The organism is Paenibacillus lautus NBRC 15380, from assembly GCF_004000945.1.
Classification (GTDB): domain Bacteria; phylum Bacillota; class Bacilli; order Paenibacillales; family Paenibacillaceae; genus Paenibacillus_AQ; species Paenibacillus_AQ lautus.
The window spans coordinates 222959-240456 of sequence record NZ_BIMF01000001.1 but is presented as its reverse complement, the minus strand read 5'-3'; the positions used below and the strand labels follow the sequence as shown (position 1 = coordinate 240456).

At 49.2% G+C, this 17498-nt stretch carries 18 protein-coding genes; 16 read left to right on the top strand and 2 right to left on the bottom strand.

Annotated features, from left to right (window positions below):
• Positions 1–12: 12 nt before the first annotated feature.
• From PLA01S_RS01085 to PLA01S_RS01070, 4 genes are all read left to right on the top strand, one after another.
• Positions 13–885, top strand: coding sequence for a carbohydrate ABC transporter permease (locus PLA01S_RS01085; RefSeq protein ID WP_127589664.1), 873 nt, complete (start codon positions 13–15; stop codon positions 883–885).
• Positions 886–932: 47 nt separating this feature from the next.
• Positions 933–2558, top strand: a complete 1626-nt coding sequence (locus tag PLA01S_RS01080) for an ABC transporter substrate-binding protein (protein WP_127589663.1) — start codon at positions 933–935, stop codon at positions 2556–2558.
• 106 nt (positions 2559–2664) lie between these two features.
• Complete coding sequence (locus tag PLA01S_RS01075) at positions 2665–3465, top strand: Nif3-like dinuclear metal center hexameric protein (protein ID WP_127589662.1); 801 nt, start codon at positions 2665–2667, stop codon at positions 3463–3465.
• 120 nt (positions 3466–3585) lie between these two features.
• Entirely contained in the window at positions 3586–4260 is a 675-nt protein-coding gene (locus PLA01S_RS01070; protein ID WP_127589661.1) for a GntR family transcriptional regulator, read from the top strand.
• Between the two features lie 83 nt (positions 4261–4343).
• Here PLA01S_RS01070 and PLA01S_RS01065 read toward each other — a convergent pair whose 3' ends face one another.
• Positions 4344–5117 (bottom strand): sporulation protein, encoded by a 774-nt coding sequence (locus tag PLA01S_RS01065; RefSeq protein WP_127589660.1) that lies wholly within the window; start codon positions 5115–5117, stop codon positions 4344–4346.
• Positions 5118–5348: 231 nt separating this feature from the next.
• Between PLA01S_RS01065 and rlmD the strand changes: the two genes are divergently transcribed.
• The 4 genes from rlmD (at position 5349) to PLA01S_RS01045 (ending at position 9671) form a co-directional block, all read left to right on the top strand.
• Entirely contained in the window at positions 5349–6947 is a 1599-nt protein-coding gene (gene rlmD, locus PLA01S_RS01060) for a 23S rRNA (uracil(1939)-C(5))-methyltransferase RlmD (RefSeq protein WP_127589659.1), read from the top strand.
• Positions 6948–7023: 76 nt separating this feature from the next.
• The gene (locus PLA01S_RS01055) at positions 7024–7581 is read left to right on the top strand and encodes a DUF4256 domain-containing protein (RefSeq protein ID WP_127589658.1); all 558 of its coding nucleotides are present in this window, start codon (positions 7024–7026) and stop codon (positions 7579–7581) included.
• 604 nt (positions 7582–8185) lie between these two features.
• Positions 8186–8761, top strand: a complete 576-nt coding sequence (locus PLA01S_RS01050) for a 50S ribosomal protein L25 (RefSeq protein ID WP_127589657.1) — start codon at positions 8186–8188, stop codon at positions 8759–8761.
• Positions 8762–8966: 205 nt separating this feature from the next.
• Positions 8967–9671 carry a DNA alkylation repair protein gene (locus PLA01S_RS01045; protein ID WP_127589656.1) on the top strand — a complete coding sequence of 235 codons (705 nt, stop codon included), beginning with the start codon at positions 8967–8969 and terminating at the stop codon, positions 9669–9671.
• 148 nt (positions 9672–9819) lie between these two features.
• Here PLA01S_RS01045 and PLA01S_RS01040 read toward each other — a convergent pair whose 3' ends face one another.
• Positions 9820–10248 carry a GNAT family N-acetyltransferase gene (locus PLA01S_RS01040; RefSeq protein WP_127589655.1) on the bottom strand — a complete coding sequence of 143 codons (429 nt, stop codon included), beginning with the start codon at positions 10246–10248 and terminating at the stop codon, positions 9820–9822.
• A gap of 346 nt (positions 10249–10594) precedes the next feature.
• On the opposite strand from PLA01S_RS01040, the gene erm reads away from it, so the two are divergent.
• The 8 genes from erm to PLA01S_RS01000 all read left to right on the top strand — a co-directional run bounded on the left by erm (position 10595) and on the right by PLA01S_RS01000 (position 17465).
• Positions 10595–11461 carry a 23S ribosomal RNA methyltransferase Erm gene (gene erm / locus PLA01S_RS01035; RefSeq protein ID WP_127589654.1) on the top strand — a complete coding sequence of 289 codons (867 nt, stop codon included), beginning with the start codon at positions 10595–10597 and terminating at the stop codon, positions 11459–11461.
• Positions 11462–11588: 127 nt separating this feature from the next.
• Entirely contained in the window at positions 11589–11966 is a 378-nt protein-coding gene (locus PLA01S_RS01030; protein ID WP_127589653.1) for a MerR family transcriptional regulator, read from the top strand.
• The gene (locus tag PLA01S_RS01025) at positions 11963–12289 is read left to right on the top strand and encodes a thioredoxin family protein (RefSeq protein ID WP_127589652.1); all 327 of its coding nucleotides are present in this window, start codon (positions 11963–11965) and stop codon (positions 12287–12289) included. Before PLA01S_RS01030 ends, PLA01S_RS01025 begins: the two co-directional genes overlap by 4 nt.
• Positions 12290–12424: 135 nt before the next feature.
• Positions 12425–13102, top strand: coding sequence for a CPBP family intramembrane glutamic endopeptidase (locus PLA01S_RS01020; protein WP_127589651.1), 678 nt, complete (start codon positions 12425–12427; stop codon positions 13100–13102).
• Positions 13103–13170: 68 nt separating this feature from the next.
• Positions 13171–14184, top strand: coding sequence for a phosphotransferase family protein (locus PLA01S_RS01015; protein ID WP_127589650.1), 1014 nt, complete (start codon positions 13171–13173; stop codon positions 14182–14184).
• A 42-nt stretch (positions 14185–14226) separates the two neighbouring features.
• Complete coding sequence (locus PLA01S_RS01010; protein ID WP_174819181.1) at positions 14227–14658, top strand: MerR family transcriptional regulator; 432 nt, start codon at positions 14227–14229, stop codon at positions 14656–14658.
• Positions 14645–15385 carry an SDR family oxidoreductase gene (locus PLA01S_RS01005; protein WP_127589648.1) on the top strand — a complete coding sequence of 247 codons (741 nt, stop codon included), beginning with the start codon at positions 14645–14647 and terminating at the stop codon, positions 15383–15385. The genes PLA01S_RS01010 and PLA01S_RS01005 overlap by 14 nt, the downstream gene beginning before the upstream one ends.
• A 151-nt stretch (positions 15386–15536) precedes the next feature.
• A complete protein-coding gene (locus PLA01S_RS01000; RefSeq protein WP_127589647.1) occupies positions 15537–17465 on the top strand; it encodes a PAS domain S-box protein in 1929 nt (642 codons plus the stop codon).
• The last annotated feature ends 33 nt before the right edge of the window (positions 17466–17498 follow it).

Sequence of the window (17498 nt, the reverse complement as noted above, 5' to 3'; positions counted from 1 at the left end):
GAGGGAGCCCATATGAAGGAGTCAAGATCCTATAAGGTGTTCAAAGTGTGTAATGCCATCATCCTGCTGTTTGTTGTCTTCATCACGTTGTACCCCTTCCTGAACGTAGTCGCTCAATCCTTCAGCAGCGAGTCGTACATCAATTCAGGGAAGGTAAACCTGATTCCCAGGGGCTTTAATATCGATACCTACAAAACCGTGACCAAAGACGCCATGTTCTGGACGAATTACAAAAACACCGTCGTTTACAGCGTGGTCGGGACCGCGATCTCCATGTTTTTAACGACGATTTTTGCTTATGCCTTATCCAAGAAAAGGCTGGTCGGCCGTAAATTTCTAACGATGTTTGCCGTATTCACGATGTTCTTCAACGGTGGGCTGATCCCGAACTATGTACTCATTAACAGCTTAGGCTTCAGCAACTCGATCTGGGCCATCGTGATCCCGGGAGCCATCAGCATCTACAACATGCTCATCATGAAGTCTTTTTTTGAAAATATGCCGGAAGAGCTGGAGGAAGCCGCGGCCATTGACGGCCTGAACACCTACGGCATGCTGTTCCGGATCGTGCTGCCCTTAAGCAAAGCGGTCATCGCGACCATGGTCCTCTTTTATGCAGTCGGGCACTGGAACTCCTGGTTTCCGGCCTTTCTGTACCTGGATCAGAAGGAGCTCTTCCCGGTCACGATCTATTTGCGGAACATGATAGCGGGCGCGACGGGCGTTACTTCTGCAGGCGCCACCTCGACCGACAACCTGACGCAGATATCCGCCAATATCAAATCGGTGACCATGGTGCTGACCATTTTGCCGATATTGACGATTTACCCGTTCGTGCAGCGTTATTTCGTAACCGGCATCATGCTGGGCTCCGTCAAGCAATAGGATCATCTCCGATTGGCCATTATTGATACTTTGGGGGGAATAGGAACATGAAAAAAAGTCCTCGTTCGTTTGCTGGCAAAGCTTTATTGATATCATTGATTGTTGCGGTATTGGCGGCGTGTACCGATAAAACAGGAGGCAAAGAGGCCGAGATTCAGGATAAGGGCGCCATGGAAACTTACGCGGTAGGCGATACGTTCAAGGCAACGGAGCCGTTCGATCTGTCCATCCTCTACAGTGACCAGCCGGCTTATCCTTACAAGCAGGACTGGATGCTTTTTGCTAAACTAAAAGAAATGACAAACGTGACCTTGAAGCCGACGATCGTGCCGATGAGCGATTACAGTCAAAAGCGCAGCCTGCTGATCAGCTCCGGCGATGCGCCGCTGGTCATTCCGAAGACTTACCCCGGGGAAGAATCCGCGTTCGTGGCTTCCGGCGCGATTCTGCCGATTAGCGATTATATTGATCTGATGCCGAATTTCAAGGACAAGATCGAAAAATGGGATATGGAAAGCGAACTGGAGGGACTTCGCCAGGAGGACAAGAAATATTATGTGCTTCCAGGCCTGCATGAGGCGGTATGGCCGGACTATACGCTGATCGTGCGCACGGATATTTTCGAGAAGCATAACATCGCGATTCCGACCACCTGGGATGAGCTGTATACGGCCATGAAGCAGTTGAAGCAGGAGTACCCGGACGTTACGCCGTTCTCCGATCGCTTCAAATTCAACAGTACGCTGAACATCGCGGCTACGGGCTTTGGCACCAAAGGCGGATGGGGCTTCGGCAGCGGGCTTACGTATAAGGAAGATTCGGACGAATTTGTGTATACAGCGGCAACGGATGAATATAAGGACATGCTGGCTTACTTCCATAAGCTGGTGGACGAAGGACTGCTGGACAAAGAGAGCTTTACCCAAGATGACGACCAGGCCGTGCAAAAGTTCGTGACCGGCAAATCCTTCATCATTAACGGCAACTCCCAGACCGTGGTCCAGCACCGCAATGATATGGACAAAACGCTGGGCGAAGGAAAGTATGCGATCAGCAAAATCACGGTTCCCGGCGGCCCGGCAGGCCAGTTGATGTCCGGCAGCCGACTCGAGAACGGGGTCATGATCTCTTCCAAAGTGAAAGAGAGCGAGCACTTTAAAGCCATCCTGCAGTTTATCGACTGGCTCTATTACAGCGACGAGGGACAGGAATTCGCGAAGTGGGGCGTCGAAGGTGTGACGTATACCAAGGAAGGCGGCGTACGCAAGCTGATGGACGACATTAACTACAACGGACTGAATCCGAAGGGTACAAAGGATCTGCGGATCGAGCATGGATTCTCGGGCGGGGTGTTCGCTTACGGCGGTACGACCGAGCTGCTTCAATCCATGTTCAGCGAGGAAGAGCAGCAGTTCCAGAAGAGCATGAGCGAAACAAAAACCGTCGTGAAGCAGGAGCCGCCGATTCCGTATTCGGTCGAAGAACGCGAGCGAGTGACGCTTTTGAGCACGCCGCTGAAGGACTACACGGATCAGAACACGCTGAAGTTCATTCTGGGCGACCGCGATCTCGCAGAGTACGACAAGTTCGTGAAAGAGCTGGATAGCCAGGGCGTGGGACAATACCTGGAGATTGCAAATAAAACGTATAAAAATTATAAAGAGCAACAATAACCAACGGATCGACAGGCTGCCGTTTCTTTATGGAAAGGCAGCCTGTTTGTAGATTCGGACGGTCGCGATGATCCAGCCATGTTGACGACAAGGAGGTTGTTCTAAATTGAGCGTGATCGTTCAAGACGTAATCAACCGATTAACAGAACCAGCGGGACGCCTTGAATCCACGGTGGACAGGGTTGTAGCCGGAAGCGCGGATGCCGTCGTTCACGGCATTGCTGTCACGTTCGCCGCTTCACATTCGGTTTTGCAGAGAGCCATACAAGCCGGAGCAAACCTTGTGATCACCCATGAGGGGGCATTTTACAGCCATCATGAGGATGGGGTGGAAGGAATACAGGCGAGTCCTGTATTCCAGGATAAAATAGGCCTGATCGAATCCGGCAATCTGACGATTTACCGGTTTCATGATGCGCCTCACAGGTATGTTCCCGATATGATTACACAGGGATTGGTGCAGGCGCTGGACTGGGAACCATATATCGATAAGTACCTTCCGACAGCGGCCATAGTCGCGCTGCCTGGAGAAATGACGGTTCAGGATATTGCAGAAGATATAAAAAGAAAGCTGAATCTTCCGTATCTTCGTTATGTCGGGAATCGAAGCGGAACATGCTCCAGAGTCGGCATTGCCGTCGGCTACCGGGGCGGCGGGTCGCATGCCATTCCCCTCTGCGTGAATGAGCGGCTGGATCTTCTTATCGCCGGCGAAGGCCCGGAATGGGAGACGCCCGAATACATCGGCGATGCAGCGGCCGAAGGCCGGAACCTGTCCATGCTCCTGATTGGCCATGCCGCCAGCGAGGAGCCCGGCATGACCTGCACGGCCGAGCTGCTCCGCAAGCTTTTTCCGAGGATTCCCGTACATTATATACCGCCCGTGCCATTGATTCAGGTAATATAGAGTGAGGAATCACTTCAACAGTGATCGGAAGAGCCATCCGCATATGAAGCGGTGATATCAGCCGATGCTTATACCGTAAGCAAAGAGAACATAGAGCATAGGAGAAAGAGGTAACGATATATGTCAACAGAGCAAAAGATTAAAGGCTCTACCAGGGAGTATTCATATCAGCTGCTGAAAGACCGGATATTCCATCTGGAGCTGGAACCGGGTACGAAAATCTCGGAAAAGGAAATTGCGGATGAATTAAACGTCAGCCGAACGCCGGTACGGGAAGCGTTCATGAAGCTTGCCGAGGAGGAACTGCTCGACATCATTCCGCAAAGCGGGACAATCGTATCCCGTATTAATCTCAGGCATGTTGAGGAAGGCCGATTTATCAGGGAGAAGATCGAGAAGGAAATTGTGGCGCTTGCCTGCGAAATTTTCCCCGAAGAGTTCCGTTTCCGTTTGGAAACCAATATTGCACTTCAGGACGTATGCGCGGGAAACCATAATTTCTATAAGCTGTTTGAGCTGGACGAGGAGTTCCATCAAATTCTGTTTGAGGGTACGGGCAAAGAACGGACCTGGAAGATGCTGCAGCAACTGAACATTCATTTCAATCGTCTGCGGCTGCTTCGCCTGTCCAAGGACTCCAACTGGGAGCATATCATTTCGCAGCATAAGGAAATGTATCAGCTGATCGTCAATAAACAAGCGGAGCAGGCCATGAACGTGATGGAGCGTCATCTGCGTCTTGTCGTTGTGGAGCAGGATATTTTACGCGAGAAGTACCCGCATTATTTTATTTGATAAGCCATATCATTTATCTAAAAACAATGACCCGCAGGAGAGTCACTTGGGATCAAGCGACCTGCCTTGCGGGTCATTTTTCATTAGATCGATCTGCGGATGACACGGTCAATAATTTGGGCCACATGGGATGGACCTTGCTCCAGATCCTGCTGATCCAGGGTAACCCAGGAGTGCTGTTCATCCATATCAAGGGATCGCTGGAGCCAGCCTGATACCCCTCTGCCTCTGCGGTCGACTTCGACCAGAACCGAAATCCCGTCCTGCTCCGGATAGAGGATCAATTCAAGCTCTTTGATATGGCCGGCATAAGAGGAGCCAGGATAAAATTCGATTTCTTGCACAAAAGGAACGCCCTGGCCTAATCTCGGGTGATATTCGCATGTTGCCATTTTGAAGCTGAAGCCAAGTCCTTCCACGGCGTCAAAGACAACGGATGCGCCTGCATTCGGTTCAACGTCGATAAAATCACGGTCCTTCGGATCGATGGCATTATCGATATCGAGGCCGGTATGGATCCATACCGGCTGCCGCGAAATGGTGAGCGGTGTTTCCAGCGGCAGAGGAAAGGAGAAGGGGATTTCTTGCTGATCACCAGGCTTTAACGTGAGGCGGCTGGAGACATTGATTTTGGCAAGGGTATAGGATTCTATGTACTTCTTGTCGTCGCTTTCCCTGGTATATTCCGTCATCAGTTTCAAGTAAATGCGGTCAACCGTCTGTTCTACGTTCCCTCCCTTAATGTGAATGATTCCGCGTACTTCCTCACCCGGATAATAGGAGGATTTTTCGAGATGCGTATCGATCTGGGCAGCTCCAATTCCTACACTGGCTAGCATTTTGTTAAAAAACGACATAAAAGATACCTCCATATGTGAATGTATGATAATGGAATTATACGCTGGAAGATCTCCTCTGGTTTCCGAATTGCAAAAATATTTTTTTGCGGTTTTACGCGGCGAAGATATTGACGTCAAGGAAGCAGAGGATCACCGATGAAATCGGGAAAAAGAATACGGCTCGTTAGCATTCGCAGGTTCGGCATGGTATATTGGACACGATACCATGAAGGATGGAGAAATCAAGGCATGAGTGAACAACGACGTTCCGGACAAGGAACCAAAAACAACAAATCAACTGCATACGGAAAGAAGCCGGGTGAAAGGGCTGCAGCCAGCCAGGCTGGGGCAAAGCCGGCTTTTAAGCGTGAACATAGGAAGCACAGGGATCCATTATCGGCTTCATCGTATTCTAAGGCGAAACCGTCTGATAAATATAAGCGAGAAGTGCGCGGGCCAAGGCCAACATCCGGACGTGAGCACGCGGATGAACTGCAAGCCGGCGACATGATTGTCGTTACAATCAAACGGCTTGGGATTAACGGAGAGGGAGTCGGTTATTACCGCCGTAAGGCGGTGTTTATTGACGGAGCGATCACGAATGAAGTGGTCAAAGCCGAGGTAAAAGAGGTTCAGCCTAAATTTATCAAGGCACAGCTTCTGGAAGTGGAGAAGCGTTCGCCTAACCGGATTGAACCCCCTTGCCCGGTATTCGGCATCTGCGGCGGCTGCCAAATTCAGCATATCTCCTATGAGGGACAACTGCAGGCCAAGACGGATATTGTGCGTGAGGCATTCAGCCGGTATGCGGGACGTGATGATGTGAAGTTTAAGCCGATCCTCGGGATGGAGCACCCATGGGATTACCGGAATAAAGCGCAGCTGCAGCTGAAACGGAAGGGCCATGAAGTAATCGCAGGACTCTATGAAGCGGACAGCCATACGATCGTAGACATTAGCGGCTGCCCGATTCAGCATCCGAAGGTAAATGAAGCCGTGGAGAAGGTCAAATCCGTCCTCGAAGAATTACGGATTCCGCTTCACAAAGAGAATGGAAACAAGGACGGCGTACGGACAATTGTGGTCCGTCACGGCTTTCAATCCGGGGAACTTCAGGTGACGCTGGTCACGGCCGGAAGCAAGCTGCCGAGGCAGGACGATCTCGTTCGCATGCTGCGCCTTACCATTCCGGAGGTGAGCGGGATTTCACTCAATATCAATCCGAAGAAAACCTCGCTCATCTTCGGAGACCGGACGATCTCGCTGTGGGGAGCCGAGAGCATGCAGGAATCGCTGAGCGACCTGCAATTCTCGCTGTCGCCAAGAGCCTTCTTCCAGCTGAATCCGCAGCAGACGGTCAAGCTGTACGAGTCGGTCCGGGCGGCAGCCGGATTGACGGGGAAGGAAACCGTCATCGACGCCTACTGCGGAACCGGCACGATCGGGCTGTGGCTTGCGCCTTATGCCCAGGAGGTGCGCGGAATCGAAACGATCCCTGAAGCCGTCGAGGATGCCAAGGCCAATGCGCAGCGAAACGGACGGGCTAACGCAAGCTTTCATGTCGGCCAGGCAGAGGAACTGCTGCCGCGCTGGGTCAAGGAAGGCATGAAGCCGGACGTCATCATTGCCGACCCGCCGCGTACCGGCCTGGACTCACGCTTCCTGGAGACGGTGCTCCGCACCAAACCGAAGCGGTTTGTGTACGTATCCTGCAACCCTTCGACCTTGGCGAAAGATTGCAAGGTGCTGCTTGACGGCGGTTATGAGCTCGATTGGGTGCAGCCGGTCGACATGTTTCCGCAGACAAGCCATGTGGAGGCGGTAACTTTGTTGGTGAGGAAAGAATAGATGAGATGTGACAGTGTTGCTCAAAGTTATACGGCGTGGTGGGTATCGCACATAATGGTATGAGGGGGAATCTAACTTGGCTAAAGAATTGTCAACAGAACAACGTGAAGGGCTGCTCCATACATTGAAAGCTCGTTTTGAGAAAAATATGAACCGCCATCAAGATATGGAATGGGCTGACGTACAAGCAAAGCTTGAAGCAAATCCTGAAAAACTGTGGTCACTTCATGAAATGGAGATAACTGGTGGTGAGCCGGATGTTATTGGCCATGGCAACCAGACGGGCGAATACATTTTTTATGATTGTTCAGTTGAGAGTCCAAAAGGCCGCAGAAGTATTTGTTACGACCGTGAAGCGCTGGAATCAAGGAAAGAACATAAACCGAAGAATAGTGCTGTTGAAATGGCAGCCGCCATGGGTATTGAGCTTCTATCGGAAGAACAATACCGGGACCTGCAGAAGTTTGGAAATTTCGATGTGAAAACATCGAGTTGGGTGGTAACACCTGCCAGTATTAGAAACCTCGGCGGGGCAATCTTCTGTGATCGCCGCTACGACACTGTCTTTGTGTACCACAATGGAGCGGAATCATACTATGCTGCGAGGGGATTCCGTGGCTCGCTAAGGGTCTGAATTTTAAAGGGGTTTTAGATAGTGTACGGAAGGACAAATAGATGAGAAGTTTTGAGGGGAATATCACAGAGGAGCGGAAAGCTCCTCTTTTTCGTATAAAAACAAAATAACCTACCTGACGGGAGGTTTTCTGTAATATCATTGTTTAAGCAATTGTAACACGGCTTGAGCGAAATTGCCTCCAAGTTACAGATCGAGATGCCAATACCACCTACGTACGAGTAATTGAAGCAATTTTACTATTAAGCTTGAACAAGAAGGCGTAGTCTCAGATGCTTCGGATGTAAAGTTCAGATGGCATCGAGGGTGCAAGTTTCATGGATAAAGCCAAACTGGTCGATCGAGCAACGGGAAAGGTGATCTAGACAACTCGGTCGACAACACCCCTTTTCTATGATATGGTAGCAAGTAATTAGGCATTTCGTTCCCCGTGGGACGAGGTGCCTTCTCGCATATATAAAAGCTTTTTACATTAAATGTCTATCTGGAGGTGATGCAATGGTGCTCCTGATTTCCCCGCTGCGGGGGGAGAAATCCGTAGTTCATGATGGACGATCGATGGAGAGTGCACCCAAATAACGATAATCTGAGGAGTGTTGTTGAGATGAGAGTAAATTTACGAGCAGAAACGCGCGCTGCCATGAACAAAACCGGACTGAAGCAGCTCCGTCTTTCGGGACGAATTCCGGCAATTGTATTTGGCACAGGGGAAGACAATATGATGATTCAACTGTCCGCCAAAGAGTTCGGCAAATGGGCAAGGAACGGCAAAGGCGGAATCCTTGAGCTTCGTTTTGACGATCGGGACCCGATTCCGGTTTTGCTGGAGTCCGTTCAGCGTGATCCAATCACTCGTGAATACATTCATGTCGACTTTTTACGCATCAATATAAATGAAGTTGTACGCACGAAAGTGAATCTCGATTACATCGGCACCGCCAAGGGAGCCAAACTTGGAGGCGTCGTCCAAATCCAAAGCACGTTCATCGAGATTGAGTCCTTCCCGGACCGTATTCCCGCCACCATTCCCGTCGAAATCAGCGAACTGGAGATCGGGAATTCTTTGCATGTTGGGGATCTTAAACTGCCAGAAGGGGTCGTGCCGATCTCTTCGGCAAACGAACTGCTCGTGTCGGTGGTGACACCGAAAGTCCAGTCGGAACAACCAGAGGCTATGTAACTTCTGCTGCCGGCGATTGCCTTCCCGATATTCATCGGGACGCGATCGCCGGCTTTTTGCGTAAAACCTTGAACAGAATCCGGAACTTTCCATCAAGAGAGACTAGGCTTGGCCGTCATTGTTATTGTACACTCAAGTCATATGAAGTGCGGCCTGCCGATTATCCGGCAGCTATATACTAAGCCAATGAAGGAAGTGTCGAACCATGAATCTAGAATCCGTTATGTCGGAGCTTGAAGTACTTGGCAAGGAACGGCTCAAGAAAATGTACCTGTCCAATGGGGCGCATGAACCGCTCTTTGGCGTGGCGACAGGCGCCATGAAGCCGATTGCCAAGAAAATTAAAATCAATCAGCCTCTGGCTGAGCAGCTTTACGCCACCGGGAACTACGACGCCATGTACTTTGCCGGCATCATTGCAGACCCTAAAGCGATGACGGCAGCGGATTTTGATCGCTGGATGGATGCGGCCTATTTTTATATGCTGTCCGATTATGTGGTTGCCGTAACCTTGGCAGAGGCGGATATTGCGCAGGAAGTTGCCGATCAATGGATCGCAAGCGGCGAGGAGCTTAGAATGTCGGCGGGGTGGAGCTGTTACTGCTGGCTGCTCGGCAGCAGACCGGATCGGGAGTTCCCGGAAAGCAAAATCTCGGCCATGCTCGAACTGGTGGAAAAGACCATTCACGAGTCTCCGGACCGAACGAAATCCGCGATGAATAATTTCATGTACACCGCAGCCGTATCCTATTTACCGCTCCATGATAAGGCGGTTGAGACCGCAAATGCCGTAGGGCCGGTAGAAATGAAACGGGACAAAAAGAGCAAGTTCCTTAACGCTTCCGAAAATATTAGAAAAGAAGTCGAGAGAGGAAAGCTTGGTTTCAAACGTAAGTATGTAAGGTGTTAAACCATTCGTTAGTTTGAATTATCAAGCCCATCTCAACGAAGACGTGGACGAATTGGTTCGATCCGAGCTTGCATCCGAAAAGGACGGAATGTTTCGATTGGGGCGGTGATAGGGAAGAGCAGAGAAGGCGGTGTTTTACTGCCTTCTTTTAAAGTTCCTTTTTCATGTAGTAATGCGTATGCCGTCCGGCATTCTCGATCTTGCCATATACCTCATACCCCTGCTTGATGTAAAAATCCAAGGCTTGGAAGCTCAGTGTATCCAATTTAACGAACTCGCATTGTTTCGCTTTTGCTATTTTTTCCGCCTCATTTAACAGTTTGGCGCCGTATCCCAATTGACGGAATGGTTCATCCACGAACAAGTAGTGGATCTCCAGCCAGTTCCAGCATATTTCCCCTACAATCCCGCCCAATATCTGACCGTCCGCATTTCTCAACAATAGGTTGACTTCCTGATATCGGCCCTTTAAGTCGTCTGGGAAGTGCTTGAGATTATACGCAATCATTTGGTTCCTCACGTAATTTTTATCGGCGCTGTTTGAGCCTGCAGTTTCATTAGTAAAATAGATTTCCATATCGATTTGCTCCTTCTAGTATGCCAGATTACGGGTATTCGTTAGGATTCGGAACAGTTTATTCCATCTTCCTCAACATACCATACCCATCCCTTGTACCGATGGTAAAGAACCCTTTAAAAAGAACGCTCCCGTGAACCAGACAGGCGCCCATGTTATACTCTGGTTGTTATTTTATCCGTTTCATTTAAGGGAGGATTGTCCTAACATGTGTTGCATCGCATTCATACGTATTCGTTAATGAGGGTACAGAACATCTAAATCCATCCATTTTTATGTAAAAATGCGAAGGATTATTTGGGCTGTGCCTTTTTCATTACTATACGAATGAATGAGGTGCTTTTTTGTGTTTAAATATAATAAAAATGATCGGGAAAAGCGGAAGAAAGCGTCTAACTTTTCCGCTCAGCATCTATTAATCAGCAAAAGGCTGATTCATGATATGATCGATTTGGCGCAGATCCGATCCACCGATACCGTTCTCGATATCGGAGCGGGGACAGGGGCATTAACCTTTCCACTCGCAGAGAAAGCGGCACACGTGCTCGCGATCGAGACAGATCCGGGGTTTGTGGATAAACTGTTCAGCAAGATGAAAGATGGAAGCAACATTCGCGTTAAGCAATCTGATTTCCTGGAGGTTCCTCTTCCGAGAAGTCCGTTTGCCGTCGTGGCGAACATTCCGTATTCGATCACCACGCCGATCATGGCGAAGCTGCTGGATCATCCCGGCGTGCTGCTGCAGCGAGCCATGCTGCTTGTGGAAAAGGGCGCAGCCAAACGTTTTACGGCAGCACCTGTTCAGGATCCGCGTATCTTAAGCTGGAGGATGCATTATGAAATTCGGCTCGTGCGGACCGTATCGCCTCAACATTTTGCGCCGCCTCCCAAAGTGGATTCAGCCATTCTAGCCATTAATCGGAGGAAAAAGCCGCTCATTGCCACGCAGCATCAGCCGAAGTTTACAGCGCTGGCAGCCTACGGATTGAGGGATTCGAGGCTGCCGTTATTCGCGGCTTTATTGGGCGTGTTCACGCCTCCCCAGATTACGAAGCTGGCCCGAGTGCTGGGGGTAGATCGAGAGCTCCCCATCGGCAGGCTGAACGAAGAGCAGTGGGGAACCGTATTCCATACGATGCTCCAGCATGTGCCGTCAAGTCGTTGGCCCAAACGTTCTACAAGCCCCAAAGGCAAATTCAAGAAAAGAAAATAACAGTCGATCGGGATTTCCGTCGACTCTAACACGATCATGTATAAAATATTCGCACAATTCGCTTGACCCTGACACTAGTGTCAGGGTTTACAATGAAATCGAATCGTTCATCCAGGAGGTGTAAAGCATGAAAATCGGAGAACTTGCAGCCCGTACCGGCGTCAGCATCCGTTCGCTTCGATACTACGAACAGCAAGGATTGCTTATGCCGGTTCGCAACGAGAACGGATACCGGGAGTATTCGAATCTCGCAGAAGAACAGGTGCGTACCATCCAGTTATATTTGAATCTGGGATTGTCCACCGAGCAGATCGCCGGTTTCCTGCATTGCGTCTTGAAAAATAAAGAGGCGTTTTGCGCGGAGGTGTTCCCGATTTTTCGTCAAAAAATTGCAGAGATCGATGCGCAAATCCACCAGCTGAACCATATCAAGATGAATCTGGAGGAACGCATGCAATCGATTCTGGATGAACGAGAATCGGAAGAAGCGGAGGAATGCAAATGAGTTTACCACGAATAGATGCAGCCAGCTTTCAAAACGCGATTAAACAGAATGGAGTCACGCTGGTTGAATTTGGAGCCAAATGGTGCCCGCCGTGCAAGGTGCTGCTTCCCATTCTGGAAGAGCTGAGTCAGGAAGAAGCCGGTCGCCTGGAAATCTATCAGGTGGATTGTGACGAATCCCCGGAGCTTGCCGCTCAATTCGGTATTATGTCCATGCCGACGGTGATCGTGTTTCATAACGGAGAACCGGCAGACAAACTTATCGGACTTCGGCCTAAGAGTGTGTATCAAGCGGCGCTAGGCCGTTATGTATCACAGAATTGAATATAGATGAATGAGCGAAAACGCCTCTGATGTTTGATGACACAGGGGCGTTTTCTATTGATGTAGAGGGCATTATGCGCCGTGTATCGAATTCTTATATAGCAACCGTAATAAGCAGCCGAAGGAGATATTTTCATGAGATCAAGAAGGAAAATCGTTTCTCTTCTAACCATCATCGTACTAAGCTGTCTTGCCATGAGCTTGGTAGACGCGGTGATCCGTCCAGATTATGCCGTCAAATCCGCCATCAAAATCATTCTCTTTCTGACATTGCCGATTGGCTACGCCCTGATCGCCGGCGGGGTACCGTTTCGCAGGCTGTTCACCTTCGAGAAAAAGAGCCTCCTGATGTCCCTGCTGCTGGGATTCGGCGTATTCACTCTCATACTCGGCGGATATTTTTTGTTGAGTCCTTTATTGGATTTCACCAACGTAACAGGGGCTTTGCAGGACAATATGGGAGTGAATGCGGGCAATTTTGTGTTTGTAGCCCTTTACATATCGATTGCGAATTCACTGCTGGAGGAGTTCTTTTTCCGTGGCTTTGCCTTTTTCACGCTGAAGGAGCAGGTCGGACGACGGTTTGCTTATCTATTCAGTGCCGGGGCCTTTGCTGTGTACCATATAGCGATGATGTCCAGCTGGTTCTCCGTAGGACTATTCCTGTTGTTAATCGCGGGTCTGGTTGTCGCGGGACTGCTGTTTAACTGGTTGAATGAGCGCAGCGGCAATATTTATGCGTCCTGGATGGTCCATATGTTTGCTAATCTTGCCATTAACACCATCGGATTTATGCTGTTTGGGATCATCTGATCATAGGATTTGTTTGCGGATAAATATATGCTTGGCAACGCGGTGGAATTTTTAAGGAGGCGTTTTAATTGACAACAGAGATCTTCTTCTCAACCAACCCCATCGGACATGTAACGGATGAACAGCTTCAAACCATGCTGAACAGGCACCGTTTAGGGACCCTCATTTCTGCTGAGAAAACGTCTAAGGGAGTAGGAAATCAGACGTTGTTCATTCACTCGAGCAAAGGAAGCTACGTATTGAAGGGAAATCCCATTTATGAAGGGCAATTCGCTGAAGAGAAATTTTATACGGACTCTTTGCAGGAATATACAACACTGCCTTTATCGGCCCCATATATGCTGGATGAATCCGGCGATATTTTCGGCTGGAGCTACGCGATTATGCCCCGTCTTCATGGCGTACATATGAATGATTCACAATTTAGAGAAAGGCTTGCTGCAGCGGATCGATTAGATATTGCCTCTTCAGCAGCCAACATGTTAAATGAAATGCACGGCTGGAAAGTGGAGCAGTATGGCGAGCTCGACCCGAAAACGCAAAGGATTCACCCGTTTGAGGGATCTTATAAAGAGTGGCTCTACCATCGAATTCGGTTTTGGTTGCAGGATGCCAAACAATATTCCCAGATCACTCCAACCGATACGGAATGGGTTGAAGGGGTGCTGCGTGACTCGGCGGATGCGTTCGATAAGCATTGCTCACCCACTTTTGTTATGGGGGATTTCAAGGCAGACAATATGCTCGTTGCGTATGATACGGTTTGTCAGGAGTGGCGAATCAGCGGCATTTTTGATTTTACGACCGGATATTTTGGGGATGGAGTAGCGGATTTGCCCAAGATGGTGATTATGTATTGGGATTTCGAGGAACAGGAAGTAGCCCGGCATTTTATACAGATGTACTTACAGGGCTCTGCCATTAAGGAGGGCTTTGTTGATCGGTTTAGGGTGCATATGCTTCATCAGCGTATATTGGATTGGGGATGTGCCAAAGCGATGGGTGCAGTCACTTGGGATCCGCAGCTTACCTTTTCCGAATGGGCAAAAGATTATGTTTATGCCATGGACTACTTGAAATAATATATGCTTGTGGAATTTCCGGATTGACCTTCACATGATGTGATGGTTTACAATGCGGTTAGCCGAGTGAAAAAGGAGCTGCTTCGTGTGCATATTAGTGAATTGTCACGTAAAACGGGCGTAAGTTTGCGTTCCTTGCGTTATTACGAGGAGAAAGAATTGCTGTGCCCGGAGCGTCTGGGTAATGGCTATCGCGAATACAGGGAGACGGATATCGAGCGGGTTCGGCTGATCCAGATGTATTTTAGCCTGGGATTGACGGTGATGGAGATTATGAGCTTTTTCCAATGTGCGTTTGATGAGCAGCTCAAAATCGAATGTCTCCCGAATGCGGTTGAGGTGGGAAAGCGGAAGCTGGATGAAATCCAGCTGCAGATCGAGCTGCTGAAACAGGCGGAAACTCATTTACAGGAGAACATTGCGGCATGGGAAGCTATTTTAGACAAGGGGGATCGGGCTCATGAACAAGGCTGACGGACGGGAAGTGAGGCGAGTTGCTGTCGTGACGGGGGGCAACCGCGGAATTGGAAAAGAGATCGCAAGGCAGCTTGCTGCCCAAGGACTTCAAGTGATCATTACATCCCGGGACGAAGGGAAGGGGAGGTTAGCTGTCCAGGAATTGCTTGCGGCCGGGCTCCATGTAAAGTTGCACGTGGCGGATGTCCACGATATCAATGATGTGGTACGGATGATGGAGCGAATACAGTCGGACTACGGCCGCCTTGATGTTCTGGTGAACAATGCCGGGGTGATTTTGGACCGGGGGGTTTCTGTGCTGGAGGTAGAGGAGTCGGTCGTGCGCGCAACGTTGGAGACGAATTTTTTTGGTGCTTTGCGAATGACGCAGGCGGCGATTCCTTTGATGAAGCTGCATCATTACGGGCGTATCGTAAACATCTCTTCCGGTCTTGGCGCTTTCGAAATCATGCAGGATGGTTACGGTTTAAAAGGGTCGTCCTCGGCTTACCGTATCTCCAAAACGATGCTGAATGCGTTAACCTGCCTCGTCTCGCAGGAGGTAGCCGGTGCCGGCATAAAGGTAAACGCGGTTTGCCCGGGCCGGGTTCAGACCGATATGGGCGGTGAGGATGCTCCGTTAACCGTTGCCGAAGGGGCTGATACGGCTGTCTGGCTGGCGACGATGGAGGATAATGGACCGAGCGGGGAGTTTTTTCGTGAGCGGCAGCGAATCGCTTGGTGATGTCGGGAAATTTTCGCTATGCAGGGAATGGCGTCTATTGTTTGGTTTACCGATGATGACGCTGCTAATGATTAGCAGTATAAAAATACTCTGAAAAAGACCCATTTCGAAGATGCTGATGTATAATAATCGGTATCAGGAGGTGCAGAGTATGAGTGATATCAACATTTTTGGCCATCAGACTTTGTTTGAACATGTCTACAAAAGTGCTCCAATTGGCATTGCCCTGGTTACGATAGATGGAAATTGGATCAGCGTAAATCCTGCGGCTTGCAAAATGTTTGGCTTCACGGAAGAAGAATTGATGGCACAGCCCGCAACCGATTATATTTATTCTGATTACATTAACAATAAAGATAAGCTGTTTCAATCTTTGGATGAGACGTCCTCAACCATTGCGGTGGAAAAACAATTCGTGCATAGAGACGGCCGTGGCATCTGGGCATCGATGCATGTTTCTCTGGTTCGTGACGAAAAGGATCAAACCCCTTTATTTTTCATTTCGCAAATTGTTGATATTACCAACAGCAAGGTTGCCGAGCAAAGGCTCCAGGAGAGCATTGAACGCTACACTTCGCTAAAGAAGTATAACCATGATGCGATCATCTCCTTCAATCTGGAGGGAGGGATCATTAACGGGAACCAGATGGCAGAGCAGCTAACTGGTTTTAAAATTCCGGAGTTAATTGGAACCAAAATTTCGAATTTGATCGGTGAACGTAATCTTGCCCGTTTACTCTCTCCTACAGCCGATTACGTTGCTGTCGAGAAAGCTATAAACGTTATCCATCACAAAGACGGACATACGGTTGAAGTGCTCGCTACACTGGCACCCATTGTCATTCATAACAAGAATGTGGGTTTCTACATTATTGCCAAGGACATGACAGAGCAGAAGCGGCTCATCATCGAGAAGGAAGCTGCCGAGAAAACGAATAATGCCAAAAGCGAGTTTCTGGCGATGATGAGCCATGAGATCCGTACGCCGATGAATGGTGTGATCGGGATGACGGACCTGATACTTGAGACAGAGCTTGATGAGGAGCAGCGGGATTATGTACAGATCATTAAGAAAAGCGGGACAACCCTTCTGAACATCATCAATGATATTTTGGACTTTTCAAAAATCGAATCGGGCAGAACGGAGCTGGTGGAGGAAACATTTAACCTAAGAACGGCTTTGTCCGAGACATTAAACCTGATTCTTCCGAAGGCGCTGGAGAAAAATATTGAGGTAACCACATCCGTAGCTTCGAACGTTCCGAATCAGGTTTACGGGGATGTGACGAAGCTGAGGCAGATCTTAATGAACCTGCTTAGTAATGCGATTAAATTTACGCCTAATGGTGCCGTCTCCATCTCTGTGCAGTGTGTAGAGAACCAGGGGAATTCCGCTCTAATCAAATTCTCCGTTATGGATACGGGTATAGGTGTGCCGAGTGAGAAGGTTGCGCAGCTATTTGAACCCTTTTATCAAGTGGACCATTATATGACCCGCCAGGTGGAAGGGACGGGGCTGGGGCTGGCGATCTGCAAAAAACTCGTTCAGTTGATGGGCGGAGATATCTGGTACGAGAAGAACCAGAACCAGCCGGGGTCTGTCTTTACGTTTACGGTTGATTTTTCGTTTAAGTTGGATGCCGGGAATAAACAGGAGAATGGGACCGTTCACGAGAATCACTCCTCAGGAAACGATCTGAAAATTTTGATTGCCGAGGATAATGAGGTGAATCAGTTAGTCCTCAAGAAAATGATTGAGAAGCTGGGATACAATTCGACCACCGTCCAGAATGGACTGGAGGCGGTTGAAGCCTTCGAGCGTTATTCGTACGACATTGTGTTCATGGACATTCAGATGCCCTTCATGGATGGGACGGAAGCGGCCCGGCTCATAAAAGAATCGACAACATCCGAGAAGAAGCCTTATATCGTGGCCGTCACGGCCCATGCGATCAAGGGCGATCGCGAGAAATATTTAGGGATGGGCATGGATGAGTATGTGAGCAAGCCTGTCAGCATGAATGTGATCTCGGCCATTATCGATAAGTTTCTGGCTGAGCGAGATATGTCTCAAGCCTAAACAGATGAAAGCTCAAGTGATTTCGCTTGAGCT